Source organism: Metapseudomonas boanensis, assembly GCF_042232855.1.
Lineage (GTDB): Bacteria > Pseudomonadota > Gammaproteobacteria > Pseudomonadales > Pseudomonadaceae > Metapseudomonas > Metapseudomonas boanensis.
In genome coordinates this window covers 1,820,905-1,844,472 of the sequence record NZ_CP113889.1, presented here as the reverse complement: position 1 = coordinate 1,844,472, position 23,568 = coordinate 1,820,905, and the positions used below count along the sequence as shown (strand labels likewise).

At 64.0% G+C, this 23,568-nt stretch carries 26 protein-coding genes; 11 read left to right on the top strand and 15 right to left on the bottom strand.

What is annotated here, in order from left to right; translation table 11 throughout:
* Positions 1–6 precede the first annotated feature (6 nt).
* The 3 genes from OXH74_RS08475 to znuB are packed head-to-tail and all read left to right on the top strand — an operon-like array spanning position 7 to position 2,091.
* Positions 7–507 (top strand): Fur family transcriptional regulator, encoded by a 501-nt coding sequence (locus OXH74_RS08475; protein ID WP_375740831.1) that lies wholly within the window; start codon positions 7–9, stop codon positions 505–507.
* Positions 504–1,313: a zinc ABC transporter ATP-binding protein ZnuC gene (gene znuC, locus OXH74_RS08470; RefSeq protein ID WP_375740830.1), complete on the top strand. Its 810-nt coding sequence runs from the start codon at positions 504–506 to the stop codon at positions 1,311–1,313. Before OXH74_RS08475 ends, znuC begins: the two co-directional genes overlap by 4 nt.
* Positions 1,306–2,091, top strand: a complete 786-nt coding sequence (gene znuB, locus OXH74_RS08465; protein WP_375740829.1) for a zinc ABC transporter permease subunit ZnuB — start codon at positions 1,306–1,308, stop codon at positions 2,089–2,091. Before znuC ends, znuB begins: the two co-directional genes overlap by 8 nt.
* Before the next feature lie 12 nt (positions 2,092–2,103).
* Here znuB and OXH74_RS08460 read toward each other — a convergent pair whose 3' ends face one another.
* Positions 2,104–3,720: a GMC family oxidoreductase gene (locus OXH74_RS08460; protein ID WP_375740828.1), complete on the bottom strand. Its 1,617-nt coding sequence runs from the start codon at positions 3,718–3,720 to the stop codon at positions 2,104–2,106.
* 227 nt (positions 3,721–3,947) lie between these two features.
* Between OXH74_RS08460 and OXH74_RS08455 the strand changes: the two genes are divergently transcribed.
* The 4 genes from OXH74_RS08455 (at position 3,948) to OXH74_RS08440 (ending at position 7,042) form a co-directional block, all read left to right on the top strand.
* A complete protein-coding gene (locus tag OXH74_RS08455) occupies positions 3,948–4,376 on the top strand; it encodes a hypothetical protein (RefSeq protein WP_375740827.1) in 429 nt (142 codons plus the stop codon).
* Positions 4,377–4,540: 164 nt separating this feature from the next.
* A complete protein-coding gene (locus tag OXH74_RS08450; RefSeq protein WP_375740826.1) occupies positions 4,541–5,548 on the top strand; it encodes a methionine ABC transporter ATP-binding protein in 1,008 nt (335 codons plus the stop codon).
* Positions 5,548–6,213 (top strand): methionine ABC transporter permease, encoded by a 666-nt coding sequence (locus tag OXH74_RS08445; protein ID WP_375740825.1) that lies wholly within the window; start codon positions 5,548–5,550, stop codon positions 6,211–6,213. Before OXH74_RS08450 ends, OXH74_RS08445 begins: the two co-directional genes overlap by 1 nt.
* A gap of 52 nt (positions 6,214–6,265) precedes the next feature.
* Positions 6,266–7,042, top strand: a complete 777-nt coding sequence (locus tag OXH74_RS08440; RefSeq protein ID WP_375740824.1) for a MetQ/NlpA family ABC transporter substrate-binding protein — start codon at positions 6,266–6,268, stop codon at positions 7,040–7,042.
* A gap of 242 nt (positions 7,043–7,284) precedes the next feature.
* Here OXH74_RS08440 and OXH74_RS08435 read toward each other — a convergent pair whose 3' ends face one another.
* From OXH74_RS08435 to OXH74_RS08415, 5 genes are read right to left on the bottom strand one after another with little or no spacing between them, the layout of a single operon-like run.
* Positions 7,285–7,920, bottom strand: coding sequence for an SCO family protein (locus tag OXH74_RS08435; RefSeq protein ID WP_375740823.1), 636 nt, complete (start codon positions 7,918–7,920; stop codon positions 7,285–7,287).
* Complete coding sequence (gene cyoE, locus OXH74_RS08430; protein WP_215376003.1) at positions 7,917–8,822, bottom strand: heme o synthase; 906 nt, start codon at positions 8,820–8,822, stop codon at positions 7,917–7,919. The genes OXH74_RS08435 and cyoE overlap by 4 nt, the downstream gene beginning before the upstream one ends.
* Before the next feature lie 24 nt (positions 8,823–8,846).
* Positions 8,847–9,932 (bottom strand): heme A synthase, encoded by a 1,086-nt coding sequence (locus OXH74_RS08425; protein WP_375740822.1) that lies wholly within the window; start codon positions 9,930–9,932, stop codon positions 8,847–8,849.
* Positions 9,933–9,969: 37 nt separating this feature from the next.
* Positions 9,970–10,551: a hypothetical protein gene (locus tag OXH74_RS08420; RefSeq protein WP_375740821.1), complete on the bottom strand. Its 582-nt coding sequence runs from the start codon at positions 10,549–10,551 to the stop codon at positions 9,970–9,972.
* Positions 10,526–11,254 (bottom strand): SURF1 family protein, encoded by a 729-nt coding sequence (locus tag OXH74_RS08415; RefSeq protein WP_375740820.1) that lies wholly within the window; start codon positions 11,252–11,254, stop codon positions 10,526–10,528. The genes OXH74_RS08420 and OXH74_RS08415 overlap by 26 nt, the downstream gene beginning before the upstream one ends.
* Before the next feature lie 69 nt (positions 11,255–11,323).
* Between OXH74_RS08415 and OXH74_RS08410 the strand changes: the two genes are divergently transcribed.
* Positions 11,324–11,527 (top strand): twin transmembrane helix small protein, encoded by a 204-nt coding sequence (locus OXH74_RS08410; protein WP_375740819.1) that lies wholly within the window; start codon positions 11,324–11,326, stop codon positions 11,525–11,527.
* A gap of 51 nt (positions 11,528–11,578) precedes the next feature.
* Here the strand turns inward: OXH74_RS08410 and OXH74_RS08405 are convergent, their stop codons facing one another.
* The 4 genes from OXH74_RS08405 to coxB are packed head-to-tail and all read right to left on the bottom strand — an operon-like array spanning position 11,579 to position 15,791.
* Positions 11,579–12,466, bottom strand: a complete 888-nt coding sequence (locus OXH74_RS08405; RefSeq protein ID WP_375740818.1) for a cytochrome c oxidase subunit 3 — start codon at positions 12,464–12,466, stop codon at positions 11,579–11,581.
* 25 nt (positions 12,467–12,491) lie between these two features.
* Complete coding sequence (locus OXH74_RS08400; RefSeq protein WP_375740817.1) at positions 12,492–13,043, bottom strand: cytochrome c oxidase assembly protein; 552 nt, start codon at positions 13,041–13,043, stop codon at positions 12,492–12,494.
* Between the two features lies 1 nt (position 13,044).
* Positions 13,045–14,634: a cytochrome c oxidase subunit I gene (gene ctaD, locus OXH74_RS08395; RefSeq protein WP_215375977.1), complete on the bottom strand. Its 1,590-nt coding sequence runs from the start codon at positions 14,632–14,634 to the stop codon at positions 13,045–13,047.
* A gap of 29 nt (positions 14,635–14,663) precedes the next feature.
* Complete coding sequence (gene coxB / locus OXH74_RS08390) at positions 14,664–15,791, bottom strand: cytochrome c oxidase subunit II (protein ID WP_375740816.1); 1,128 nt, start codon at positions 15,789–15,791, stop codon at positions 14,664–14,666.
* Between the two features lie 374 nt (positions 15,792–16,165).
* Here coxB and OXH74_RS08385 point away from each other — a divergent pair, with 374 nt between their 5' ends.
* The gene (locus OXH74_RS08385; protein WP_375740815.1) at positions 16,166–16,825 is read left to right on the top strand and encodes a hypothetical protein; all 660 of its coding nucleotides are present in this window, start codon (positions 16,166–16,168) and stop codon (positions 16,823–16,825) included.
* A 278-nt stretch (positions 16,826–17,103) separates the two neighbouring features.
* Here the strand turns inward: OXH74_RS08385 and OXH74_RS08380 are convergent, their stop codons facing one another.
* The 5 genes from OXH74_RS08380 to prlC all read right to left on the bottom strand — a co-directional run bounded on the left by OXH74_RS08380 (position 17,104) and on the right by prlC (position 22,243).
* Complete coding sequence (locus OXH74_RS08380) at positions 17,104–17,817, bottom strand: carbonic anhydrase (protein WP_215375965.1); 714 nt, start codon at positions 17,815–17,817, stop codon at positions 17,104–17,106.
* Positions 17,818–17,928: 111 nt separating this feature from the next.
* Entirely contained in the window at positions 17,929–18,987 is a 1,059-nt protein-coding gene (locus OXH74_RS08375; protein ID WP_375740814.1) for a PA0069 family radical SAM protein, read from the bottom strand.
* Between the two features lie 150 nt (positions 18,988–19,137).
* The gene (locus OXH74_RS08370) at positions 19,138–19,911 is read right to left on the bottom strand and encodes a DUF3658 domain-containing protein (protein WP_375740813.1); all 774 of its coding nucleotides are present in this window, start codon (positions 19,909–19,911) and stop codon (positions 19,138–19,140) included.
* 20 nt (positions 19,912–19,931) lie between these two features.
* A complete protein-coding gene (locus tag OXH74_RS08365; RefSeq protein ID WP_215375955.1) occupies positions 19,932–20,198 on the bottom strand; it encodes a YheV family putative zinc ribbon protein in 267 nt (88 codons plus the stop codon).
* Positions 20,195–22,243 carry an oligopeptidase A gene (gene prlC / locus OXH74_RS08360; protein WP_375740812.1) on the bottom strand — a complete coding sequence of 683 codons (2,049 nt, stop codon included), beginning with the start codon at positions 22,241–22,243 and terminating at the stop codon, positions 20,195–20,197. Before prlC ends, OXH74_RS08365 begins: the two co-directional genes overlap by 4 nt.
* Before the next feature lie 114 nt (positions 22,244–22,357).
* Here prlC and OXH74_RS08355 point away from each other — a divergent pair, with 114 nt between their 5' ends.
* Complete coding sequence (locus OXH74_RS08355; RefSeq protein WP_375740811.1) at positions 22,358–22,912, top strand: gamma carbonic anhydrase family protein; 555 nt, start codon at positions 22,358–22,360, stop codon at positions 22,910–22,912.
* A 5-nt stretch (positions 22,913–22,917) separates the two neighbouring features.
* Positions 22,918–23,562: an HAD family hydrolase gene (locus tag OXH74_RS08350; RefSeq protein ID WP_375741583.1), complete on the top strand. Its 645-nt coding sequence runs from the start codon at positions 22,918–22,920 to the stop codon at positions 23,560–23,562.
* Positions 23,563–23,568 lie beyond the last annotated feature (6 nt).

Below are 23,568 nucleotides of genomic sequence, written 5' to 3'. Positions count from 1 at the left end.
GCTGCCATGCTCAAGCCGCTTTCCGCCAAGCCCCCCCTGGCCTGCCGACCTCACGACCACTCCCATTGCGTGGCCAATGCCCTGGCCGAAGCCGATGCCTTGTGCAGCCGCCATGGGCTGCGCCTGACGGTCCTGCGCAAGCGCGTGCTGGAGCTGGTCTGGCAGAGCCATAAGCCTCTGGGTGCCTACGACATCCTCGGCGTCCTCACTGAAGAAGACGGCCGCCGCGCGGCACCGCCGACCGTCTATCGCGCCCTCGACTTCCTGCTGGAGAACGGACTGGTCCATCGCATCGCATCGCTCAATGCCTTCGTCGGCTGCAACCATCCGGGCGTCGTGCACCAGGGCCAGTTCCTCATCTGCCGCAATTGCCAGACCGCCATCGAACTGGAGCAGCCGTCCATCAGCCAGGCCATTGTCGAAAGCGCCAAGGCCGTCGGCTTCAGCGTCGAAGGGCAAACCGTGGAGATCGTCGGCCTGTGCGCCAGCTGCCAGGTGGCCGCATGAGCGATGCCCTGATCCGCCTTGAAGGCGTAGGCGTTAACTTCGCCGGCCAGCCGGTGCTGCAGGACGTCCGGCTGACGGTCAAGCCCGGCGAAATCGTCACACTGATCGGCCCCAATGGTGCGGGCAAGACCACACTCGTGCGCACCGTGCTCGGCCTGCTCAAGCCACACCGGGGCACTGTATGGCGCAAGCCGCGCCTGTGCATAGGCTACATGCCGCAGAAGCTCCAGGTGGATGCAACCTTGCCGCTGACCGTGGTGCGTTTCCTGCGACTGGTGCCTGGTGTGGACCGCACGACAGCGCTTTCCGCCCTCGATGAGGTGGGCGCAACACATGTGATCGACAGCCCACTGCAGACCATCTCCGGCGGTGAGTTGCAGCGCGTGCTGCTCGCCCGCGCCCTGCTGCGCGAGCCCGAGTTGCTCGTTCTGGATGAGCCGGTGCAAGGCGTCGACGTCGCCGGGCAGGCCGAGCTCTACCGGCTGATCACCCGCCTGCGCGACCGGCACGGCTGCGGCGTGCTGATGGTGTCCCACGACCTGCACCTGGTGATGAGTACTACCGACCAGGTCGTCTGCCTGAACCGGCATGTCTGCTGCTCCGGGCACCCGGAGCAAGTCAGCGGTGATCCTGCCTTCGTCGAGCTGTTCGGCCAGGACGCCAAGAGCCTGGCTGTCTACCACCACCATCATGATCATGCCCACGACCTGCATGGCGAGGTGGTGAAGGATTCACAAGGCCCCTTCCCCAGCGGCACCCGTTTCACTCCCGTCCACAAGCACGGCCCCGACTGCAACCATGGCTGATTTCCTGCTCAACGCTCTGCTCGCCGGCCTCGCCCTCGCCCTGGTCGCTGGCCCGCTCGGCTCCTTCGTGGTCTGGCGGCGCATGGCCTATTTCGGCGACACCCTGTCCCACGCGGCGCTGCTCGGCGTCGCCCTCGGGCTGATGCTGGACGTCAGCCCGACCCTGGCGGTAACCGTCGGCTGCGTGCTGCTCGCGGTGCTGCTGGTGACCTTGCAACAGCGCCAGCCGCTGGCCTCGGACACACTGCTCGGCATCCTCGCCCACAGCACGCTGTCTCTTGGGCTGGTCGTGCTGAGTTTCATGAGCGAGGTGCGCATCGACCTGATGGGCTACCTGTTCGGCGACTTGCTCGCCGTCAGCGACATGGACCTGGCCTGGATCCTCGGCGGCAGCGCGCTGGTGCTGGTGGCGCTGATACTGATGTGGCGCCCCTTGCTGGCGATCACCGTGCACGAGGAGCTGGCGCGCGTCGAAGGTCTGCCGGTTGCCGCCATCCGCCTCGGCCTGATGCTGCTGATTGCGGTGGTGATCGCCGTGGCGATGAAGATCGTCGGCGTACTGCTGATCACCTCCCTGCTGATCATCCCGGCGGCAGCAGCCCAGCGCCACGCCCGAAGTCCGGAGCAGATGGCTCTGGGCGCCAGCGTGTTGGGGCTGTTGGCGGTCTGCGCCGGACTCTCGCTGTCCTGGTTCAAGGACACCCCGGCCGGCCCCTCGATCGTGGTCTCTGCGGCCACATTGTTCCTCTTCAGCTTCGCCCTGCCACGCCGCGCCTGAATGGCGCGGCTGTCACACAGGACGCCCCAGGCCGTCGAGGATCAGGTCGGCGGCCTTCTCCGCAATCATCAGCGTCGGCGAGCAGGTATTGCCGGAAACGATCTCCGGCATGACCGAGGCATCGGCGATCCGCAGCCCCGGAACCCCGTGCACACGCAACTCGGCATCCACCACCGCCGCCGCGCCCTGGCCCATGCGGCAGGTGCCGACTGGATGGAAGATGGTGGTGCCGATCCTTCCGGCAGCCTCCTGCAATTCGTCTTCAGACTGCAGCGCCGGACCGGGCAAATGCTCCGCAGGTCGATACCGCGCCAGGGCCGGCGCGGCGGCGATGCGTCGGGTCAGGCGGATAGCGTCGGCGGCCACCCTCAGGTCTTCGACATGGCTCAAGTAGTTGGGCTGGATCCGCGGCGGAGCGGCCGTGTCGACGGAACGGATCTCAACCCGCCCACGGCTCAGCGGCCGCAAGTTGCACACGGACGCGGTGAACGCCGGGAACGAATGCAGGGGCTCGCCGAAACGCTCCAGCGACAGCGGCTGCACGTGGTATTCCAGATTCGCCCGCGCCTGCTCGGGCCCCGAACAGACGAAAGCGCCCAGTTGACTTGGTGCCATCGCCAGCGGGCCGCTGCGATTGACGAGATAGCGCAGGCCCATGCCCAGGCGGCCCCAGAGGCTGCCTGCCAGCTGGTTCAAGGTCTTCACGCCGCTGACCTTGTAGACCAGGCGTAGCTGCAGGTGGTCCTGCAGGTTGCCGCCTACGCCGGGCAGTTCATGGCGAACACCAATCCCAAGGCGCTCGAGCAATGCGCGCGGGCCTATCCCTGAGCGCTGCAGCAGCATCGGCGAACCCACCGCGCCAGCGCAGAGGATGACCTCACGCCGCACACGAAATTCGTGCTGCAAGCCCTCCCAGCGCCCCGTCAGGCCAACCGCACGACCGTTCTCCAACAGCAGCCGGTGCACCTCCACGCCGGTGCGTACCGCCAGATTGGGCCGCTGCAAGGCTGGCCGGAGAAATGCCTTGGAAGCGTTCCAACGAACTCCGGAACGCTGGTTGACCTGGAAGTAGCCGCAGCCCTGGTTGTCACCGGTGTTGAAATCCTCCAGCGGGGCAATGCCGCATTCGCCGGCCGCCGCCCGGAAAGCATCGAGGATTTCCCAGGACAGGCGCTGTCGCTCCACCCGCCATTCGCCTCGGCCGCCATGGAAGCTGGACTCACCGGCAAAGTGGTTTTCGCTGCGCAGGAACAGCGGCAGCACCTCTTTCCAGCTCCAGCCCGGATTGCCCAGCTCGGCCCAGCGGTCATAGTCGGCCGCCTGACCGCGCATGTAGATCATCCCGTTGATCGAGGAGCTGCCACCCAGGACCTTGCCTCGGGGGTAGCTCAGGCTGCGCCCGTGCAGGCCTGGCTCCGCTTCGGTACGAAAGCACCAGTCGGTGCGCGGGTTGCCGATGCAATATAGGTAGCCGACGGGGATGTGGATCCAGGGATAGCTGTCCTGCCCGCCGGCCTCCAGGAGCAGGACGCGCAGTCGCGGGTTGGCCGAGAGCCGATTGGCCAGCAGGCAGCCGGCAGGCCCTGCGCCGACGATGACGTAGTCGAAATCCTGAATGTCTGGATACATGGCTCCACCTGCCTTTTCTTCTTGTTGTCAGGCGCCTTCCAGGGCGCGTCCACCGCATACCACTCTAGCCAAGCACTTGGCAGGAAACAGCCTGGAAGTGCCAACGATCACTTCGGAACAAGATGACAGAATCGCCAATCCAACGGCCGGAATGCCCCTACTTTTTGTCCTGACCGGTTCAGCCATGTACAATCGCGCGTTTTTTGAGCAATCAGAGGCCTGTCGGAATGAAGTTGTTCGCCACTCGTTGCCTGCCCGTTGTCGCGTTTTCCCTGTTGCTGGCCGCCTGCCAGACAGCACAACAGGAAACCGCCTCGCCAGCGGACGAACTGCGCAGCAGCTTCCAGCAGCTCGACCAGACCCTCGCCGCCGGCCAACTGGCTGACGCCGAAAACCAGCTCAAGGCCTTGGAAGGTCGCGCCACTGCCGATGCCCGCTTCGGACAGTACCAGCGCCAGTTGGCCGACGCCTGGCTGAAGCGCAGCCAGGTCGCCCTCCAGCAGGGCGACCTGAACGGCGCTGCCACAGCCCTCAGCCATGCCCGCAGTCTGATGCCCAAGGCACCAGCCCTGACCCGAGGCTTGGGGAGCGCTATCGATAAGGCCCGCCAGACCGACAACGAAACACCTCTCCCGGAACCAGCCCCACAGTCCTGAGGCCCATTCCCGGCGGGAGCTAGACTGGTCAGAGTCCATCTGTCGCTTATTCCATTACGCTATAGCCATAGGTCCAGAAAGATTTTCTGCGCCTATGCGGCAGCAGGTAAAATTGCCGGTTTTTAGCCGATCCGGCTGAACGACGAACCCACAAGGTTTCTGCAGTGATCGAATTCCATAACGTCCACAAGGCGTACCGCGTCGCGGGCCGGGAGATCCCGGCCTTGCAGCCGACTGACCTCGCCATCCAGAGCGGCGAAGTCTTTGGCCTGATCGGCCACTCGGGAGCCGGCAAGAGCACCCTGCTGCGACTGATCAACCGCCTCGAGGAGCCCACTGGCGGGCGCATCGTCATCGAAGGCGAGGACGTCACCGCCCTTGACAGCGAAGGCCTGCGCCGCTTCCGCCAGCGCGTCGGGATGATCTTCCAGCACTTCAACTTGCTGTCGTCCAAGACCGTCGCCGACAACGTCGCCCTGCCGCTGAAGCTGGCCGGCGAACTGTCGCGCAGTGAGATTGACCGCCGTGTCGCTGAACTGCTGGCCCGCGTCGGCCTCAGTGACCACGCCAGGAAGTACCCGGCGCAACTCTCCGGCGGCCAGAAGCAGCGCGTCGGAATCGCCCGCGCCCTGGCCACCCAGCCGAAGATCCTGCTCTGCGACGAGGCCACCAGCGCCCTCGATCCGCAGACCACCGCGCAAGTCCTGCAGCTGCTGGCCGAGATCAACCGCGAGCTGAACCTGACCATCGTGCTCATTACCCACGAGATGGACGTGATCCGCCGCGTCTGCGACCGCGTCGCCGTTATGGATGGTGGCGTCATCGTCGAGCAGGGGCCGGTGGCCGATGTGTTCCTGCACCCGCAGCATCCGACCACCCAGCGCTTCGTGCTGGAGGATGAACAGGTCGACGAAGGCGAACAGCATGACGACTTCGCCCACGTGACCGGTCGCATACTGCGCCTGACCTTCCGCGGCGAAGCCACCTATGCACCGCTACTGGGCACAGTGGCGCGCCAGACCGGCGTGGACTACAGCATCCTGGCTGGGCGCATCGACCGCATCAAGGATACCCCCTACGGCCAGCTGACCCTGGCCCTGACCGGCGGCGACATTGACGCCGCACTGATCTGCTTCCGCGAGGCGGACGTACACTTGGAGGTCCTCCGCTGATGGACGCCCTGCTCGCCAATATCGACTGGTACGAAATCTGGCTCGCCACCCTCGACACGCTGCTGATGCTGGGTGGCTCGCTGCTGTTCACCATCATCCTGGGCCTGCCGCTGGGCGTGCTGCTGTTCCTCACCGGACCGCGCCAGCTGTTCGAGCAGAAGGCCATTTACGGCCTGCTGTCGCTGATGGTCAACGTGCTGCGCTCGCTGCCCTTCATCATCCTGCTGATCGTGATGATCCCGTTCACCGTACTCGTCACCGGGACCTCGCTGGGTGTCGCCGGCGCCATCCCGCCGCTTGTAGTGGGGGCCACGCCGTTCTTCGCGCGCCTGGTGGAAACCGCCCTGCGCGAGGTCGACCGCGGCATCCTTGAAGCCACCCAGGCGATGGGCGCCACCACCCGGCAGATCATCGTCAACGCGCTGCTGCCGGAAGCGCGGCCGGGCATCTTCGCCGCCATCACCGTCACTGCCATCACCTTGGTGTCCTACACCGCGATGGCCGGCGTGGTAGGTGCAGGCGGCCTAGGCGACCTGGCGATCCGCTTCGGCTACCAGCGCTTCCAGACTGACGTGATGGTGGTCACCGTGATCCTGCTGCTGGTGCTCGTACAGATTCTGCAAACCGTCGGCGACAAGCTGGTGGTGCACTTCTCTCGTAAATGACCGCAAGCCGGCGCCAACTGCGCCGCTGAATGACTTCCCACAGGAGCCGAACATGAAAAAACTGCTGGTGGCCTTCGCCGCTCTGACCGCCCTCTCCGCCCAGGCCGACACCCTGAAAGTCGCCGCTACGCCGGTACCGCACGCGGAGATCCTTGAGTTCATCAAGCCGCAGCTGGCCAAAGAAGGCGTTGACCTGCAAGTGAAGGTCTTCACCGACTACGTGCAGCCAAACGTCCAGGTCGCCGAAGGCCGCCTCGACGCCAACTTCTTCCAGCACCAGCCCTATCTCGACGAGTTCAACAAGGCTCGCCAGACCAAGGTCAAGCTGGAAACCGTGACCGGCGTACACATCGAGCCCTTCGGTGCCTACTCCAGCAAGATCAAGAACCTGGCCGACCTGCCCGAGGGCGCCCAGGTGGTCATCCCCAACGACGCCACCAACGGCGGCCGCGCCCTGCTGCTGCTGGACAAGGCCGGTGTGATCAAGCTGAAGGACAACACCAGCATCACCGCCACGCCGAAGGACATCGCTGAGAATCCGAAAGGCATCAAGATCCGTGAACTGGAAGCCGCGACCCTGCCGCGCGTGCTGAACCAGGTAGACCTGGCGCTGATCAACACCAACTACGCCCTGGAAGCCAAGCTGAACCCCACCAAGGACGCCCTGGCCATCGAAGGCAGCGACTCGCCCTATGTGAACATCCTGGTGGCCCGCGAGGACAACAAGGCCAGCGCCGACATGCAGAAACTGGCCAAGGCCCTGCACAGCCCCGAGGTGAAGAAATTCATCGAGGAGAAGTACAAGGGCGCCGTCGTTCCGGCGTTCTGACCGCTTCGTGCTGAATGAAAAAGCCCGCTCATTGAGCGGGCTTTTTTTGTGGGTGATTGGGAGTCCCTGCACGGTCAAACTTCCCTCACCCCCGCCCCCTCTCCCTTTGGGGCGAACCAGGCACGCCTTTGGAAGCACAGCTTCCGGTGCCTGTGAGCGCCAGAACGCGAAGCGTTCTGGCCGGGGCGCAGGGCGGGGTTGGGGTGAGGGCAGTGGGATATTGCAGGGAGTCGAATAACCGCTTAGCCCTTCGGCGCCACCAATCCCGGCAGCTGCTCCTTGAGCTTCTGATTGTTCAGCGGCGAGCGGATGAAGCCGCGCTGGGTGCCGTCCGGGCCGAGGACCACCAGGTTGCCGCTGTGGTCCACGGTGTAGTTTTCCTTGCTGGTATCGGCGGGAATGAAGGGAATGCTCACGGCGTTGGCAAACTTCTGCAGGGTCGACACATCGGCGGTGATGCCGACGAACTCCGGATCGAAGTAGCCCAGGTACTGCTTGATCTGCTGCGGCGTATCGCGGTGCGGGTCGACGCTGACGAAGATGAAGCGCACGTTGTTCCGCGCCTCCGGTGGCAGCAGCCCCTTCAGCTCACGCATTTGCGCCAGGGTAGTGGGGCAGATGTCCGGGCAGAAGGTGTAGCCGAAGAACACCAGGCTCCACTTGTCCTTGAACTGGTCCACCGCCACCGTAGCGCCGTTCTGGTCGGTCATGCTCAGCGCCGGCAGGCTGCGGCTCTGCGGCAGCAGCACGATACCGGCATCGAGCAGCTTGGTCGGGTCGGTCTGGCGTTGGTTGTTCAGCACCTTGTGCACGGTAAGGCCGAGTACCACGGCAACGAGGGCAACGAGGACGAAGACTGTTTTCTGGATACGGGTCATAAGGTCAACAACAGGTAGTGGTCCACCAGCAAGGCGATGAACAGCAGGAAGAGGTAGGCGATAGAGTACTTGAAGGTCTTGATCGCCGCGTGCGGTTTGGCGTCACGGTACAGCACCCAGGCCCAGTGCAGGAAACGCGCGCCCAGCCCGACGGCGCACAGCAGATAGAGCAGGCCGCTCATGTGAATAGCGTAGGGCAGCAGGCTGACTGCGAACATCACCAGGGTGTAGAGCAGGATATGCACCTTGGTGTAGTGCTCGCCATGGGTCACCGGCAGCATGGGAATGTCGGCCTTGGCATATTCCTCCTTGCGGTGGATGGCCAGTGCCCAGAAGTGCGGCGGGGTCCACGCGAAGATGATCAGCACCAGCAGCAGCGGCTCGGCCGAGAGATGGCCCGTGACCGCGACCCAGCCAAGCAGCGGCGGCGCGGCGCCGGCGAGGCCGCCAATGACGATGTTCTGAGGCGTGGCGCGCTTGAGAAAGCCGGTGTATAGCACCGCGTAGCCCACCAAGGACGCCAGGGTAAGCCAGGCGGTCAGTTCGTTGGTGAAGGTCAGCAGCAGGGCCTGCCCGGCCACCGCGAGAACGAAGGCGAAGGCCAGGGCTGCTGCCGGTGAAACGCGCCCGTTCACCACCGGGCGCTTGAGCGTGCGCGCCATGATCGAGTCGATGCGTCGGTCCACCACATGGTTGACCGCCGCCGCCGCACCGGCGCACAGGCCGATGCCGAGGTTGCCGAACAACAGCACCGTCCAGGGCACACCAGCGCGGGTGGCGAGGAACATGCCGACCAGCGAGGTGATTAACATCAGCACCACCACCTTGGGCTTGGTCAGCTCCAGGTAGTCGCGCCAGCTGGCGTGGGCCTGGCTTTGACCTTGGCTGAGCAGAGTGGCCATGGCGTCTTCTCCTTAGCGATCCGATTACTTGCCGTGTGAGGTCAACGCCGCAGGAGCGAGCTCTGCTCGCGAACCCTCGGTGTTCCCTCTTTCGCGAGTAGAGCTCGCTCCTACAAAAGGAACGGGGCTGCGTACCCGGTAGTTCACTGAAACCAGCACCAGCAGCAACAGGGCACCGCCACCGTTATGTGCGACAGCGACCGGCAGCGGCAGGTGGAAGAGCACATTGCTGACGCCCAGGCTGACCTGCAGCAGCAGGGTGGCCAGCAGCAATCCCGCCAGCCTGTTCAGGCCCGCGCGGTAGAGCTGCCAGGCCAAGCCCAGCAGGGCGAGAGTCACCACCAGGGCGCCGAGGCGATGAGTCATGTGGATGGCGGTGCGCGCATCGCTGTCCAGCTGGCCGCCCAGGTAATTGGGCCCGATGTGCTGGGTGAGGTGGAAGCCGTTGGCGAAATCCATCGCCGGCCACCATTGGCCGTGGCAGGTGGGCAGGTCGACGCAGGCCACGGCCGCGTAGTTGGAGCTGACCCAGCCGCCCAGGGCGATCTGTGCGATCACCAGCACCAGGGCAACGGCCGCCCAGCCTCGCACGCGTGCGGGCAACTGCCGGGCCGGGAAGGCATTGGACAGGCGCAGGCTGAGCAGCAGCAGCAACGCCAGGGTGGTGAAGCCGCCGAGCAGATGAGCGGTGACCACCTGCGGCCAGAGCTTGAGCGTCACCGTCCACATGCCAAAGGCAGCCTGGGCGATCACCACGCCGAGCAGCAGCAACGGCAGTTTCAGCGGCTGGCCATCACGTCTGTGCTGGCGCAATGCATGTACAGCCAGGCCGAGGATCAGCAGGCCCAGGGTGCCGGCGAAATAGCGATGGACCATTTCGTTCCAACCTTTCTCCGCCTCGACCGGGGCATGGGGGAAAGTGGCCTCGGCGTGGGCCAGTTGCGCTTCGCTTTGCGGCACGCCGATGAAACCATAGCAGCCCGGCCAGTCGGGGCAACCGAGGCCGGCGTGGGTCAGGCGGGTGTAGGCGCCCAGCAGCACGACGACCAACGCCAGCAGGGTGGCGATCAGGGCGAGGTGGAATCCGGGCCGGTTCTTGTATTTGTCCACAGCAGCCGCTCCTCACCTTTCCGAGGAAAGGGGTCGTTCAACCTATGTTGGAAAGCTTCAGCAGGTGGCGCAGGTCGTTGAGGATCTGCTTGCCGTTGGCGGTGGCGTCGTAACGCAGCACCAGGTTGCCGTGCGGGTCGACGATCCACAGCTGGACGCCATCCAGGCCCTGGGTGGCTTTGCCGTAGGCATCGAGGTCCAGGCCGTAGCGACGCAATTGAGGGTATTCCCGCTCGAGCCTGGCCGCGTAGCCCTCGGGCAAGGCACTGGCGGCAAGTGCATGGCTGGCACGTCCGGCTTCGCGGTTGAGGCCGATATGGATCTGCCTGGCCACATAAACCATCTGCTGGCATTCCTCGCCGCACTCAGCCGGTACGGTGACCAGCAATTGCCAGATTGCTTCCTGCTGCGTGCCCTGCACGCCCAGGTCGGCCAGGCCCTGGCCGTTACCCAACAAGGCGCCGTGGTAGCTGCGGCCCTCAGGCACCCAGAAGCTCCAGTGGTACATGGCCGAGGCGAGGAGCATCGGGCCGATGACCACCATCAGGATCAGCAGCAACTGCAGGCGCCCACGTCGGCGCGGCGGTGCGGCATCAGGCATGACGAGGCTCTGAGTCATTGTTGTTCTCCCGTGCTTTGCGCAATCCCAGAAAAATGAAAAGGCCGAGCAGGGCGATCGCCAGGGCGAACCACTGCACGGCGTAACCGATGTGCTTATCCGGTCCCATGACCACCACCGGCCAGTCGACCCGGTAGGCGGTGGGGCCGCTCTCCAGACGCAGTTCCAGGGACAGGCCTTCTCGGCCCAGGCGTTGCCAGAGCGCCGCGGCGTCGACCTGATTGACCAGCTGCGGCCAAGCGTTGTCCGCCGTGTGTTTGAGTTCGAAGCCGGTGCCGGGCGGTACGTAGGTCCAGGCACTCAGGACCTGCTCGCCGTCGGGAGTGGTGAAGGCAGGCGCCTCGCGCCGATCTGGCCAGGGCAGCCAGCCACGATTGACCAGCAGCCAGAGACCGCTGGCACCGTCCAGGAAAGGTTGCAGCAGCTCGACACCAGCCTTGCCGTCGCGGATACGGCTATCGAGCAGGACACTGTGCCGGGCATCGAAATAGCCGCGGAGCTGCACGCGCAGGAAAGCAGGATCGGGATGCTCACGCAGGGTTTCGACGCTGACCGGCACTGCCAGCTGCTTCGCTTCGGCGGCAGCGAGCAGCTGGCGTTTCTCCTCGCCGCGCGCCAGCTGCCAGAAGCCCAGCCCCACCAGCACAGGCAGGAGCGCCAACACCACGAGGGTCGGCACCAGGCCTGGGCGAAAGGCACTCATCGCTGCCGTCCGCGACGCAGAACAGGGCTGGCTATACTGCACAACATCCCCCTTCCCCCGGAGTCACGCATGCTCAAAGCTGCGATCGTCCTGTTGCTTCTGACCACAGTGGTCAGCCTGTTCAGCGGCCTGTTCTTTCTGGTCAAGGACGAGGGCCGCGGCTCCCGCGTGGTCAATGCGCTCACTGTTCGGGTGACCCTGACCGCGCTGACCGTGGCGCTCATCGCCTGGGGTCTCCATACGGGCCAGCTGGCCTCCCACGTTACCTGGTGAACCCCGGCTGCAAGCCCCCGCTTCCAGCCGGCTGCTCTGGGCGTTCCGAGCTCAGAGCACGTACACGAAGGTAAACAGCCCGATCCACACTACGTCGACGAAGTGCCAATACCAGGCCGCCGCCTCGAAGCCAAAGTGGTGATCACCATCGAAATGCCCGCGCAGGATGCGCACCAACATCACCGTCAGGATGATGGCGCCCAGGGTCACATGGGCGCCGTGGAAACCGGTAAGCATGAAGAAGGTGGCACCGTAGATGCCCGAGCCCAGGGTCAGGCCCAGCTCCTGATAGGCATGGATGTATTCTTCCGCCTGGAAGCCAATGAAGGTCACGCCGAGCAGGATGGTCAGCGCCAGCCAGGCCTTGAGCGGGCCACGCTTGTTCTTCTTCAGCGCGTGGTGGGCGAAGGTAACGGTGAAGCTTGAACTCACCAGGAGAATGGTGTTGATCAGCGGCAGGTGCCAGGGGTCAATCACTTCCTTTGGCGGCGGGAACAGCTTGGCATCCGGGTTGCTCAGCGCCGGCCAGGCGAACTCGAAGGCTGGCCAGAGCATGTTGGCGATGCCCTTGTCGCCCTCGCCACCCAGCCAGGGACCGGCAAAGTTGCGGACATAGAACAGGGCGCCGAAGAAGGCGGCGAAGAACATCACCTCGGAGAAGATGAACCAGCTCATGCCCCAGCGAAAGGAGCGGTCCATCTGGGCGCTGTAGAGGCCCGAGCGGCTTTCGCGAATCACGGTGCCGAACCAGCCGAACAGCATATAGGCGAGGAACAGTCCGCCGACGAAGAAGATGATCGGCCCGTTGGAGTCGGCGCGACCGGCCTTCATGTCGTTGAACCAGGTGCCGACCCCATAGACCGTGATCAGCAGGCCGAGGGAGGCGATGATCGGCCATTTGCTCTGGGCCGGTACGTAATAGTGCTCGTGACTTGCCATTGTTGTTGTTCTCCTTATCGGCCCGTCAGCCGTCGTTCCTGGCGACTGGAGGCTTGCGGGCGGTGATATCGAACAGCGTGTAAGCGAGTGTCAGGTGATGCACATCGGCCGGTAGGTCGCGGTCGACGATGAAGCGTACCGGCATCTCGATGCGCTCACCGGGCTGCAGGACCTGCTGGGTGAAGCAGAAGCATTCGGTCTTGTGGAAAAAAGCCGCCGCCTTGGACGGTGCCACGCTGGGGATGGCCTGGGCAGTCATCGGTTTGTCGGTCGGGTTGAAGGCAACGAACAGCATCTCGTTGCTCGCCCCCGGGTGCACCACCAGGTCATCGGCCTTGGGACGAAACTCCCAGGACATCCCCGCCGCGTTGGTGGCGAGGAACTGCACGCGCACCTGGCGCTGCTCGTCCCGAGTCTGTGCACCTTCGTAGGCCGAGGCCGTGGTCTTGCCATTGATGCCGAATGCCTGGCACATCACGTCGTAGATCGGCACCAGGGCAAAACCGAAGCCGAACATCGCCACCACCAGCACCAGCAGGCGAACGATGAGGCGACGGTTGCCCAGTTCCTGGCTCATCTCACTTCACTTCCGGCGGGGTGGCGAAGGTGTGGTAGGGCGCCGGAGAAGGCACCGTCCACTCCAGCCCCTCGGCCCCGTCCCAAGGCTTGGCCGGGGCCTTGGCGCCGCCGCGAATGCATTTGATGACAATGAACAAGAAGAGGAACTGGGTGGCGCCGAAGGTGAAGGCGCCGATCGACGAGATCATGTTGAAGTCGGCGAACTGCAGGTTGTAGTCCGGAATCCGCCGCGGCATGCCCGCCAACCCCACGAAGTGCATGGGGAAGAACGCCATGTTCATGCCGATGAAGCTCATCCAGAAGTGCAGCTTGCCGAGGGTCTCGTCGTACATGTGGCCGGTCCACTTCGGCAGCCAGTAGTAGGCCGAGGCGAAGATCCCGAAAATCGCCCCCGGCACTAGCACATAGTGGAAGTGCGCCACCACGAAGTACGTGTCGTGATACTGGAAGTCCGCCGGGGCGATGGCCAACATCAATCCGGAGAAGCCGCCAATGGTGAACAGGATGACGAAGGCCACGGCGAACAGCATCGGCGTCTCGAAGGTCATCGAGCCTTCCCACATGGTGCTCACCCAGTTGAACACCTTCACCCCGGTGGGCACGGCGATCAGCATGGTGGCATACATGAAGAACAGTTCGCCGGTCAGCGGGATACCGACGGTGAACATGTGGTGCGCCCAGACGATGAACGAGAGGAAGGCGATCGACGCGGTGGCGTAGACCATCGAGGTGTAGCCGAACAGCGGCTTACGCGCGAAGGCAGGAATGATTGCACTGACCGCGCCGAAGGCGGGCAGGATCATGATGTAAACCTCGGGGTGGCCGAAGAACCAGAACACGTGCTGGAACAGGACCGGGTCGCCACCGCCAGCCGCGCTGAAGAAGCTGGTACCGAAGTGGATGTCCATCAGCATCATGGTTACGCAGCCAGCCAGTACCGGCATCACCGCGATCAGCAGGAACGCGGTGATCAGCCAGGTCCAGACGAACAGCGGCATCTTCATCAACGTCATGCCGGGGGCACGCAGGTTGAGAATGGTGGCGATCACGTTGATCGCTCCCATGATCGAACTGATGCCCATCAGGTGGACCGCGAAGATGAAAAAGGTGACGCTCTCCGGCGCGTAGGTGGTGGACAGCGGTGCGTAGAAGGTCCAGCCGAAGTTGGGCGCGCCGCTGGCGCTGAACAAGGTGCTCACCAGCAGGCCGAAGGCCGCCGGCAGCAGCCAGAAGCTGAAGTTGTTCATCCTCGGCAAGGCCATGTCCGGTGCGCCGATCATCAGCGGGATCATCCAGTTGGCCAGGCCGACGAAAGCCGGCATGACCGCACCGAAGACCATGATCAGGCCGTGCATGGTAGTCATCTGGTTGAAGAGCTCCGGCTGCACGATCTGCAGGCCGGGCTGGAACAGCTCGGCGCGGATCACCATCGCCATGGACCCGCCCAGCAGGAACATGGCGAAGCTGAACCAGAGATAGAGCGTTCCGATGTCCTTGTGGTTGGTAGTCAGCACCCAGCGCATCAGGCCCTTGGCCGGACCGTGGTGGTGATCATGCCCGGCATGATCGTGGTCGATCACTGCACTCATGTCAGTCTCCATATAGGCCGGTGTCTTTTTCATTGGCTTTCGGCCTGTTTCAGGGCCAGTACTTCCTTGGGCGTCACCATATCGCCGGTGTTGTTACCCCAGGCGTTGCGCTCGTAGGTGATGACGGCCGCGATGTCCACTTCCGAGAGCTGTTTGCCGAAAGCGGCCATGGAAGTGCCCGGCTTGCCGTGGAAGACGATGTTGAGGTGGTCGGCCTTGGGTCCGGTGGCGATCTTCGAGCCCTTGAGCGCCGGGAACATCGGCGGCATGCCCTGGCCTTCAGGCTGGTGACAGGCTGCGCAGGTGGTGTGGTAGACCTTGTCGCCACGCTCCACCAGCTCCTGCAGCGTCCACTCCTTGTCGGTCAGCTCTTTGAGCTTGGCGGTCTCTTCCTTGCGCGCGGCCATCCACTTGGTGAAGTCTTCCTTGGACTTGGCCTCGACCACGATCGGCATGAACCCATGGTCCTTGCCGCACAGCTCGGTGCACTGCCCGCGATAGATGCCGGGCTTCTCGATGCGCGTCCAGGACTCGTTGACGAAGCCGGGAATGGCGTCCTTCTTCACCGCCAGCGCCGGTACCCACCAGGAGTGGATGACGTCAGCGGCGGTGATCAGGAAGCGCACCTTGGTTCCGACCGGCACCACCAACGGTTGGTCGACCTCCAGCAGGTAGTGCTCGTCCTTCTCGGCGTGGTTGTGGATCTGCTCGCTGGGCGTGGCCAGGTTGCTGAAGAACTCCACATCCTGGCCCAGGTACTTGTAGTGCCACTTCCATTGGTAACCGGTCACCTGGACGTCCAGCTCCGACTCGGCGGAGTCGTATATGTCGATCAGGGTCTTGGTCGCCGGTACGGCCATCAGCACCAGGATGATGAAGGGCACGACGGTCCAGAGAATCTCGACCGTCGTGCTCTCATGGAAGTGCGCGGGCTGTTGGCCGGTGGAGCGGCGGTGGATGATCATCGACCAGAACATGGCACCGAAGACCACGACGCCAATGACGACGCAGATCCAGAAGATGGTCATGTGCAAATCGAAAACGGTACGGCTGACCTCGGTGGCCCCGGGCGTCATATTGACGGTCCAGGCAGCCTCAGCCTGGCTGAGAATCGACCACAGCAGGAGTCCCATCCAGACTCGTGGATGTCGCATCATTGCGGGTTCCCCTTCTCGTTCTTGTTATCCCGCCGGCTGGGCCAACGGCTTGGGGACGGCTGTCCATATACCAACTCGGACCGCCGGCCTCGGCACGCAGGTGCACAGTCGGGTTCCATCAGGTACTGCCTTTCGAGTCGGAGTATAGACAGGGACTTCGGGCGCGCAACGCGAGCTGAAAATTGTCTGAATCGCCGCAGGCCCTGTCCTAAAGCCCACGGCTGGCAAGCGCCTGATCTAGATGGCAAAGTGCAGTTATAACAGGGACGAATAACCGTTAAGGAATTATGACAATCCGGTCTTAGCGGTTTGAAATGGCGAGCTAAGGTCTTTTCTTCACCTCCACTCACCCCATGTCCTATCCAGGAGCAGTCATGAACACCGCAGCACTGCGCGAACTGATCCAGCGCGCCCTCCAGCACGAAGCCGCCTCCGCCCAACTCGCCCAAATCCTCGGCGCCCAGGTCGCCAGCCTGCATCCCGCCATTCGCCTGCCCAGTGAAGACGCTGAGGGCGTCCTGGCCAGATTCATCGCCGCCTATGTCGAACAAGTACCGGACGTGCTGGATGCCGCCGCCAATGTCGCCCTCGAGGCGGGGATCGAACAGCAGATCAAACCAGTGCTCCAGGTAGCCGAGCAGTTCTTCCTGCAACCGCCGTCACTGATGACCGGCCACAATGGCCTCGAAGGTCTGCTGGACGAGGCTTACCTGGCCCATCGCCTGGTGGAGGAAGTGAACGACCGCTACATCACCCACTTCGGCCAGCCCCTGATTCCACTCGACACCACGGTGGCGAACCTGATCGCGCACCACCTGATCGGAGAGCCCTTCGCCAATGAACTGGACGAGGTGGTACACCAGGCGGTCGATGGCCTGGCCGACGAGGAGGTATTTGCCCGCCCCTCAGCCCAGGCCTACCGCCAGCGACTCAACGATCCCAAGGTGGAAGCCGCTTGGAAACGCTGGCCCTGCCTGTCGCAGCAACTCGGTGTGGAGTTGCAGCTGAACCAGCGGGAGCACGCCTCTGCCTGAACAGCAGCCCGCGCAGCGTGCGTCATGTGCACCGCGGACTGATGTCCGGCCACATACAATCGCCGCGCTCCGGTGGGTGCGAATTCATTGGCTCTGTCTGCATTAGCTGTTGCTAGCAATCAAGGGCCGAGCTGAGAGCATTGTAGGACCGAGCTTGCTCGCGAAAGGGTCCAGTTCGCGAGCAAGCTCGCTCCTACAAGGAATGCAGCCACTTGCAACACTTAACGCAGACAGAGCGAATTCATTCACAATGGGCCGCGACGCGGCCCTATCACGCCTTACTCTGGCAGGTAACGCGCACGCGGTGTCGCCATGGGCAGCGGGCCCTCACCTATGGGGCGGAAGCGGCCCTGCTCGGCGTCATAGGCCTTGATGCCACAGGTCTCGATGTCATAAACCCAGCCATGGATGAACAACTGGCCGCTGGCCAGGCGCGCCGCCACCGAGGGATGGGTGCGCAGGTGGTCGAGCTGGGCGACGACGTTCTCCTCCGTCAGCACATCGAGGGTTTCGTGGTTGGCACAGCCGCAGTTCTCCTGCACGACGATCTTGGCGACCTCAGCGTGGCGCAGCCAGGCCTTTACCGTCGGCATGCGCTCCAGCGTCTGCGGGTCGAGCACCGCTTTCATCGCGCCGCAATCGGAATGGCCGCAGATGATGATGTGATGCACGCCAAGGGCCATCACCGCGAACTCGATGGCGGTGGACACGCCCCCGTTCATTTGGCCGTAGGGCGGCACCACATTGCCGACGTTGCGAGTGACGAACAGATCGCCCGGCGAGCTCTGTGTAATCAGCTCCGGGACGATGCGCGAGTCGGCGCAGGTGATGAACATGGCGCGGGGTTTCTGCTCGTGGGCAAGCTTCTTGAACAGCGCCTCCTGCTGCGGAAATACCTCATCACGAAAGCGCTGAAAGCCCTCGACGATGTTTCGCAGCGCCAATTCCGCGCTTTCAGCCGCCTCAGACTGGTGGTCGTACTCGTTGCTCATGCTGTCAACCTCGGTCGTCGTAAGAATTCGTGCCTCTGCCGCTCATTATCCCACTGAGCGATTATGTAGGAGTTCTTACAGGACTATCGTTACAGGCCGACAAGTCACACTTCAAAGCAACGACATCTGACCTCCAGGCGGGCAGAAGCGCGAGCAGTCCAGCTCATAACCGCCCCGACGGTTCAGACCAAGCTTGCGGATCGCCACGGCAAAGCGCTGTGCCAGCAGCTCGGCGAACGGGCCTTCCCCCTTGAAGCGGTGGCCGAAACGGCTGTCGTAGATCTCCCCGCCCCGGCACTGGCGAATGATGCTCATGACGTGCGCAGCGCGCTGCGGGTAATGCGCCTGCAGCCACTCCTCGAACAGCGGCCCGACTTCACGCGGCAGGCGCAGCAGCATGTAGGACGCGTTCCGCGCACCGGCATCGCGCGCCGCCTCCAGCAGGGTCTCCAGCTCCATGTCGTTGATCATCGGGATCATTGGCGAACAGAGCACGCCCACCGGCACGCGGTTCTCGCGCAGCACGCGGATGGCGCGCAGGCGTGCGGACGGCGCAGCCGCTCGCGGCTCCAGGGTACGCTTGAGCTCGTCGTCCAGCGTGGTAAGGCTGATCATCACCGCCACCAGGTTCTGCTCGGCCAGTTGCACGAGCAGGTCGAGGTCACGCAGTACCAGCGAGCCCTTGGTGACGATGGTCACCGGATGCCGGTAGCGCAGCAGCACCTCGAGGGTTTGCCGGGTCAGCCGGTGTTCGCGCTCGATCGGCTGGTAGGGGTCAGTGTTGGAACCCAGGTTGATGGGCGCGCAGACGTATCCCGGCTTGGACAGTTGCTGCTCCAGCAGGGCAGTCGCGTTACTCTTGGCGATCAGTCGCGTCTCGAAATCCAGCCCGGGTGACATGTCCCAATAGGCATGGCTCGGCCTCGCGTAGCAGTAGATGCAGCCATGCTCGCAGCCACGGTAGGGGTTCACCGAACGGTCGAATGGCAGGTCCGGCGACTGGTTACGGGTAATGATGCTTTTGGCCGTCTCCAGCCGCACTTCGGTGGCGCGGCTCGGCGGCACCTCCTGGAACCAGCCATCGTCGAACGCCTCCGACGTGGTCGGCGCGTAGCGATTGAACGGATTGCTGGCAGTGCCGCGACCACGCGGCGGAAGAGGGGCAGCCATGGAACGAGCTCCACAAATACTGGATATAAACACAGTATATGTAGCGCTTTCCTGCGCCAAGACTGTTTCAGCCGGACGGCAGGCCACGAACCTATGAGAGCGAATTCATTCGCGAGTGAATTCGCTCTCATGGCAATGACAGGCGACGCCTCAGGCACTACGGATATTGAGAGCGATATAGCCCTGCTCGCCCGGCGCGCCGTCCAGTTCCACCAGACCGCGTGCGGCCAGCTCGCGAGCGCGCCAGAAGGCAAAGTAATCAGTGACGAAGAAACCATCGGTAGTGGCCATCACCTCGGCCATGACCCGTGCCAGCGGTCGCCATTGGGGGGTGCAGGCGGACAGAAGCATGGCGTCCAGCGCCTGATGGTCCTCACCCGCGAACTCACCGTCGCGCCAGCGACGGATATCGGCACTCGCCGTCACTGCAGCGTGCCACTGGTCGGCGAGCCGGGCCTTGCGTCCAGACTCGACCAGGCACGGCTGGTAGAAGGTTTCAAGGGCCTCGGGCGCAATCATGCCCACCGCTCGCCGGGTGCTGACGCGGCTGTCGCCAGTACCGCAGGGGACTTCCCAGAGGGGAACTTCGCTATGGACCAGGGCGGCAGCGACGCGGGACAGCAGCAACTGCTCGGAGCAACTGTCACCGTGCCAGACGGTGACAGCATGGGGTTGCCCGGCCAACTCGGCAATCCAGAGGGCATCGGCACTGAGCGCTGGATCGAAGTCCGGACGGGGCGCCACCGCCTCGGGCCAGACGCCCAACCAGAATGCCGCGCGACCGGCGCAGGGCGGCTGGTCAATATCCGCCAGCGGCCCCACCGCCAGGTCATCCCGCAGCACCCGCAAGCCGTGGGCCGCTTCCTCGCCAATGGCCCGGCTGACACCGGCTACCGCCACATCGCCACAGACCAGATGCCACATAAGCCCTCCCTGGCTTCATGTCACTCGCTGGGTTTCTTCAGTTTCGGATTGGGGAAGAACTGCACGCCCTGCACCTTGGGATCGGCTGCCTTCGGCTTGGCCTGGTTGACCCGCGTTCCCAGTTCCTTGGGCACCGACTGGCCCTGGGCGTTGAGTGTGTCGGCATAGCCGCAGGCCACGCACTGGCGGTGCGGCACTCCGTCTTCGTCCCACATCTGGATCTTGTCCATTTCGCTGCATGCCGGGCATACCGCCCCGGCGATGAAGCGTTTCTTGGTAACGGTCATGCTGCGTCCTCCGCCAGGCCGCTATGGCGCAGCAAGGCATCGATCGAGGGCTCACGGCCTCGGAAGTCGACGAACAGCACCATCGGCTCCTGGGAGCCGCCGCGGGCAAGGATGGCTTCGCGGAAGGCACGACCGGTGGCCGGGTTGAGCACGCCGTCCTCTTCGAAGCGGGAGAAGGCATCGGCGGACAACACTTCGGCCCACTTGTAGCTGTAGTAACCCGCGGCGTAACCGCCGGCGAAGATGTGCGCGAAGCTGTTGGCGAAGCGGTTGAAGGCCGGCGGACGCATGACCGACACCTCGGTGCGGATCGCTTCCAGCACGTCGAGCACGCTGCGGCCGTCGCCGTGGGTGGCATGCAGTTCGAAGTCGAACAGGGAGAACTCCAGCTGGCGCACCATCATCAGGCCCGACTGGAAGTTCTTCGCCGCCAGCATCTTGTCCAGCAGATCCTGGGGCAGGGGTTCGCCGCTCTGGTAGTGGCCGGAGATCAGCGCCAGGCCCTCGGGCTCCCAGCACCAGTTCTCCATGAACTGGCTGGGCAGCTCCACCGCATCCCAGGCCACGCCATTGATGCCGGACGCGCCGGCATGCTCTACGCGGGTCAGCAGGTGGTGCAGGCCGTGACCGAACTCGTGGAAGAGGGTGGTGACTTCGTCGTGGGTCAGCAGTGCCGGCTTGTCGCCGACCGCCGGCGTGAAGTTGCAGACGAGGTTGGCCACCGGGCTGACCAGATTGCCTGCTGCGTTGCGGCGCTTGTCGCGGGCGCCATCCATCCAGGCACCGCCGCGCTTGTTGGCGCGGGCGTAGAGGTCGAAGAAGAAGCGGCCGACGTGCTGGCCGTTCTCGCTGATCTCGAACAGGCGCACATCCGGGTGCCACGTGTCGAAGCCGGAAAGCTCCTTGATCTCGATGCCGTAGAGCTTCTGCACGATGGCAAACAACCCGCCCAGGACCTTGTCGATGGGGAAGTAGGCGCGCAGGGTTTCCTGGGAAATGCTGTAGCGCTGCTCACGCAGCTTCTCGCTGAAGTAGCCGACGTCCCAGCTCTGCAGGTCGGCGACGCCACGCTCGGCGGCGAAGGCCTTGAGTTCGTCCAGATCCTTGGCGGCGAAGGGCTTGCTGCGCCTGGCCAGGTCGCGGAGGAAGCCCAGCACCTGTTCGGTGGACTCGGCCATCTTGGTGGCGAGGCTAAGTTCGGCGAAGTGGGCGAAGTCCAGCAGGTGGGCCAATTCCTGGCGCAGGTCGAGGATCTCGGCCATCACCGGGCCGTTATCGTTCTGCCCGGCATTGGGGCCCTGGTCGGAGGCGCGGGTGCTGTAGGCGGTGTAGACCTCCTCGCGCAGGGCCCGGTCGTCGGCGTAGGTCATGACCGCGTAGTAGCTGGGGAATTCCAGGGTGATCAGCCAACCGTCCAGTCCCTTGGCCTCGGCGGCCTGCTTCATCTGCGCCTTGGCCGAATCGGTGAGGCCAGCCAGGGCGGCTTCGTCGGTGAGGTGTTTGGTCCAGGCCTGGGTGGCGTCGAGCAACTGGTTGGAAAAACGGCTGCCCAGCTCGGAGAGCTTCATCTGGATTTCGCCATAGCGCTGTTGCTTGTCCGCCGGCAGATCGATACCGGACAGGCGGAAGTCACGCAGCGCGTGCTCGAGGATAGTCTTCTGTGCCACTTCGAAACCTGCCGCTTCCGGGCTATCGGACAAGGCCTCATAGGCCTGGAACAGCGCACGGTTCTGGCCCAGTTCGGTCCAGTATTCGGACAGTTTGGGCAGGCAGGCCTCGTAGGCGGCTCGCAGTTCGGCACTGTTGCACACGGCGTTGAGGTGGCTGACCGGGCTCCAGGCGCGGCCCAGGCGCTCGCCCAGTTCATCCAGTGCCAGCACCAGGCCCTGCCAGGTCGGGGTGCCGTCCTGGCGTTCCAGCAGCTCGGCGATAGCCGCCCGATTTTCGGCGAGGATCTGGTCGACGGCCGGCTCCACATGCTCCGGGCGGATGCTGGAGTAGGGCGGCAGGTCGAAGTCTTGCAGGAGGGGATTGCTCAGGGTCACGGCATTCACCTGTATTCGGAAGAGAGCGAGGAGAGCTGGCCGGGGAAAGGTGCACAGCGCGAATGACGGCCATCTTAATTACAATCGGCGCTGGACGCAGCCTCAGGAATTGCTATGAAAGCCATCAGAACTTATCAGGACATGACCCCGCAGCTTGGCGAACGGGTCTTCGTCGACGCCTCCGCCGTGGTCATCGGCGACGTATGGCTGGGCGACGACAGCTCAGTCTGGCCGCTGGTGACCATCCGTGGCGACATGCACCACATCCGCATCGGCGCGCGCACCAGCGTGCAGGATGGCAGCGTGCTGCACATCACCCACGCCAGCACCTTCAACCCGGGCGGCTATCCGCTGGAAATCGGCGACGACGTGACTATCGGCCACAAGGCGCTGCTGCATGGCTGCAAGGTCGGCAGCCGGGTGCTGATCGGCATGGGTAGTATCGTGATGGACGGTGCGGTGATAGAGGACGACGTGGTGCTCGGCGCCGGCAGCCTGGTGCCGCCCGGCAAGCGCCTGGAAAGCGGCTTTCTGTACGTCGGCAGCCCGGTGAAGCCGGCTAGGGCGCTGACCGAGAAGGAAAGGGCCTTCTTCACCTACAGCGCCGCGAACTACGTGAAGCTGAAAGATCTGCATATCGCCGAGGGGTACGGCGCCCAGGCCGAATGATGACCATGCACTACCAGAACCTGCTCTTCGACCTCGACGGCACCCTCACCGACCCGCGCGAGGGGATCACCCGCTCCGTGCAGTACGCCCTGGCCAAGTTGGATATCCATGAGCCGGAGTTAGCGCGGCTGGAGCACTTCATCGGCCCGCCGCTGCTGCAATGCTTCATGCAGACCTACCACCTGGAGGAGGCGCGCGCCTGGGAAGCGGTGAACCATTACCGCGACCGCTTCAAGGTCACCGGGTTATACGAGAACCGTGTCTTCGACGGCATCGACACCCTGCTTGGCCGGCTGCGCGACCAGGGACGAACCCTCTTCATCGCCACCAGCAAGCCGACAGTGTTCGCCCGCGAGATAGCCCGACACTTCGGCTTCGATCGGCACTTCACGCAGATCTACGGCAGCGAACTGGATGGCACGCGCACCGACAAGGTGGAGCTGATACGCCACTTGCTGGAGCAGGAAGGGCTCGACCCGGCCGACACCCTGATGATCGGCGACCGCAAGCACGACCTGATCGGCGCCCGGCGTAATGGCCTGCATGGGGCCGGGGTGGGCTACGGCTTCGGCAGCCGAGAGGAATTGCTGGGGGAGGAGCCGGCTTATTACTTCGCCAGCCTGGATGAGCTGAGCGGGGCGTTCGATTGAGCGAGA

Bases quoted from the DNA above. Each gene is read 5' to 3' on its own strand.
- OXH74_RS08475 (WP_375740831.1), top strand. From the start codon at position 7: ATGCTCAAGCCGCTTTCCGCCAAGCCCCCCCTGGCCTGCCGACCTCAC.
- znuC (WP_375740830.1), top strand. From the start codon at position 504: ATGAGCGATGCCCTGATCCGCCTTGAAGGCGTAGGCGTTAACTTCGCC.
- znuB (WP_375740829.1), top strand. From the start codon at position 1,306: ATGGCTGATTTCCTGCTCAACGCTCTGCTCGCCGGCCTCGCCCTCGCC.
- OXH74_RS08460 (WP_375740828.1), bottom strand. From the start codon at position 3,720: ATGTATCCAGACATTCAGGATTTCGACTACGTCATCGTCGGCGCAGGG.
- OXH74_RS08455 (WP_375740827.1), top strand. From the start codon at position 3,948: ATGAAGTTGTTCGCCACTCGTTGCCTGCCCGTTGTCGCGTTTTCCCTG.
- OXH74_RS08445 (WP_375740825.1), top strand. From the start codon at position 5,548: ATGGACGCCCTGCTCGCCAATATCGACTGGTACGAAATCTGGCTCGCC.
- OXH74_RS08440 (WP_375740824.1), top strand. From the start codon at position 6,266: ATGAAAAAACTGCTGGTGGCCTTCGCCGCTCTGACCGCCCTCTCCGCC.
- OXH74_RS08435 (WP_375740823.1), bottom strand. From the start codon at position 7,920: ATGACCCGTATCCAGAAAACAGTCTTCGTCCTCGTTGCCCTCGTTGCC.
- cyoE (WP_215376003.1), bottom strand. From the start codon at position 8,822: ATGGCCACTCTGCTCAGCCAAGGTCAAAGCCAGGCCCACGCCAGCTGG.
- OXH74_RS08420 (WP_375740821.1), bottom strand. From the start codon at position 10,551: ATGACTCAGAGCCTCGTCATGCCTGATGCCGCACCGCCGCGCCGACGT.
- OXH74_RS08415 (WP_375740820.1), bottom strand. From the start codon at position 11,254: ATGAGTGCCTTTCGCCCAGGCCTGGTGCCGACCCTCGTGGTGTTGGCG.
- OXH74_RS08410 (WP_375740819.1), top strand. From the start codon at position 11,324: ATGCTCAAAGCTGCGATCGTCCTGTTGCTTCTGACCACAGTGGTCAGC.
- OXH74_RS08405 (WP_375740818.1), bottom strand. From the start codon at position 12,466: ATGGCAAGTCACGAGCACTATTACGTACCGGCCCAGAGCAAATGGCCG.
- OXH74_RS08400 (WP_375740817.1), bottom strand. From the start codon at position 13,043: ATGAGCCAGGAACTGGGCAACCGTCGCCTCATCGTTCGCCTGCTGGTG.
- ctaD (WP_215375977.1), bottom strand. From the start codon at position 14,634: ATGAGTGCAGTGATCGACCACGATCATGCCGGGCATGATCACCACCAC.
- coxB (WP_375740816.1), bottom strand. From the start codon at position 15,791: ATGATGCGACATCCACGAGTCTGGATGGGACTCCTGCTGTGGTCGATT.
- OXH74_RS08385 (WP_375740815.1), top strand. From the start codon at position 16,166: ATGAACACCGCAGCACTGCGCGAACTGATCCAGCGCGCCCTCCAGCAC.
- OXH74_RS08380 (WP_215375965.1), bottom strand. From the start codon at position 17,817: ATGAGCAACGAGTACGACCACCAGTCTGAGGCGGCTGAAAGCGCGGAA.
- OXH74_RS08375 (WP_375740814.1), bottom strand. From the start codon at position 18,987: ATGGCTGCCCCTCTTCCGCCGCGTGGTCGCGGCACTGCCAGCAATCCG.
- OXH74_RS08370 (WP_375740813.1), bottom strand. From the start codon at position 19,911: ATGTGGCATCTGGTCTGTGGCGATGTGGCGGTAGCCGGTGTCAGCCGG.
- OXH74_RS08365 (WP_215375955.1), bottom strand. From the start codon at position 20,198: ATGACCGTTACCAAGAAACGCTTCATCGCCGGGGCGGTATGCCCGGCA.
- OXH74_RS08355 (WP_375740811.1), top strand. From the start codon at position 22,358: ATGAAAGCCATCAGAACTTATCAGGACATGACCCCGCAGCTTGGCGAA.
- OXH74_RS08350 (WP_375741583.1), top strand. From the start codon at position 22,918: ATGCACTACCAGAACCTGCTCTTCGACCTCGACGGCACCCTCACCGAC.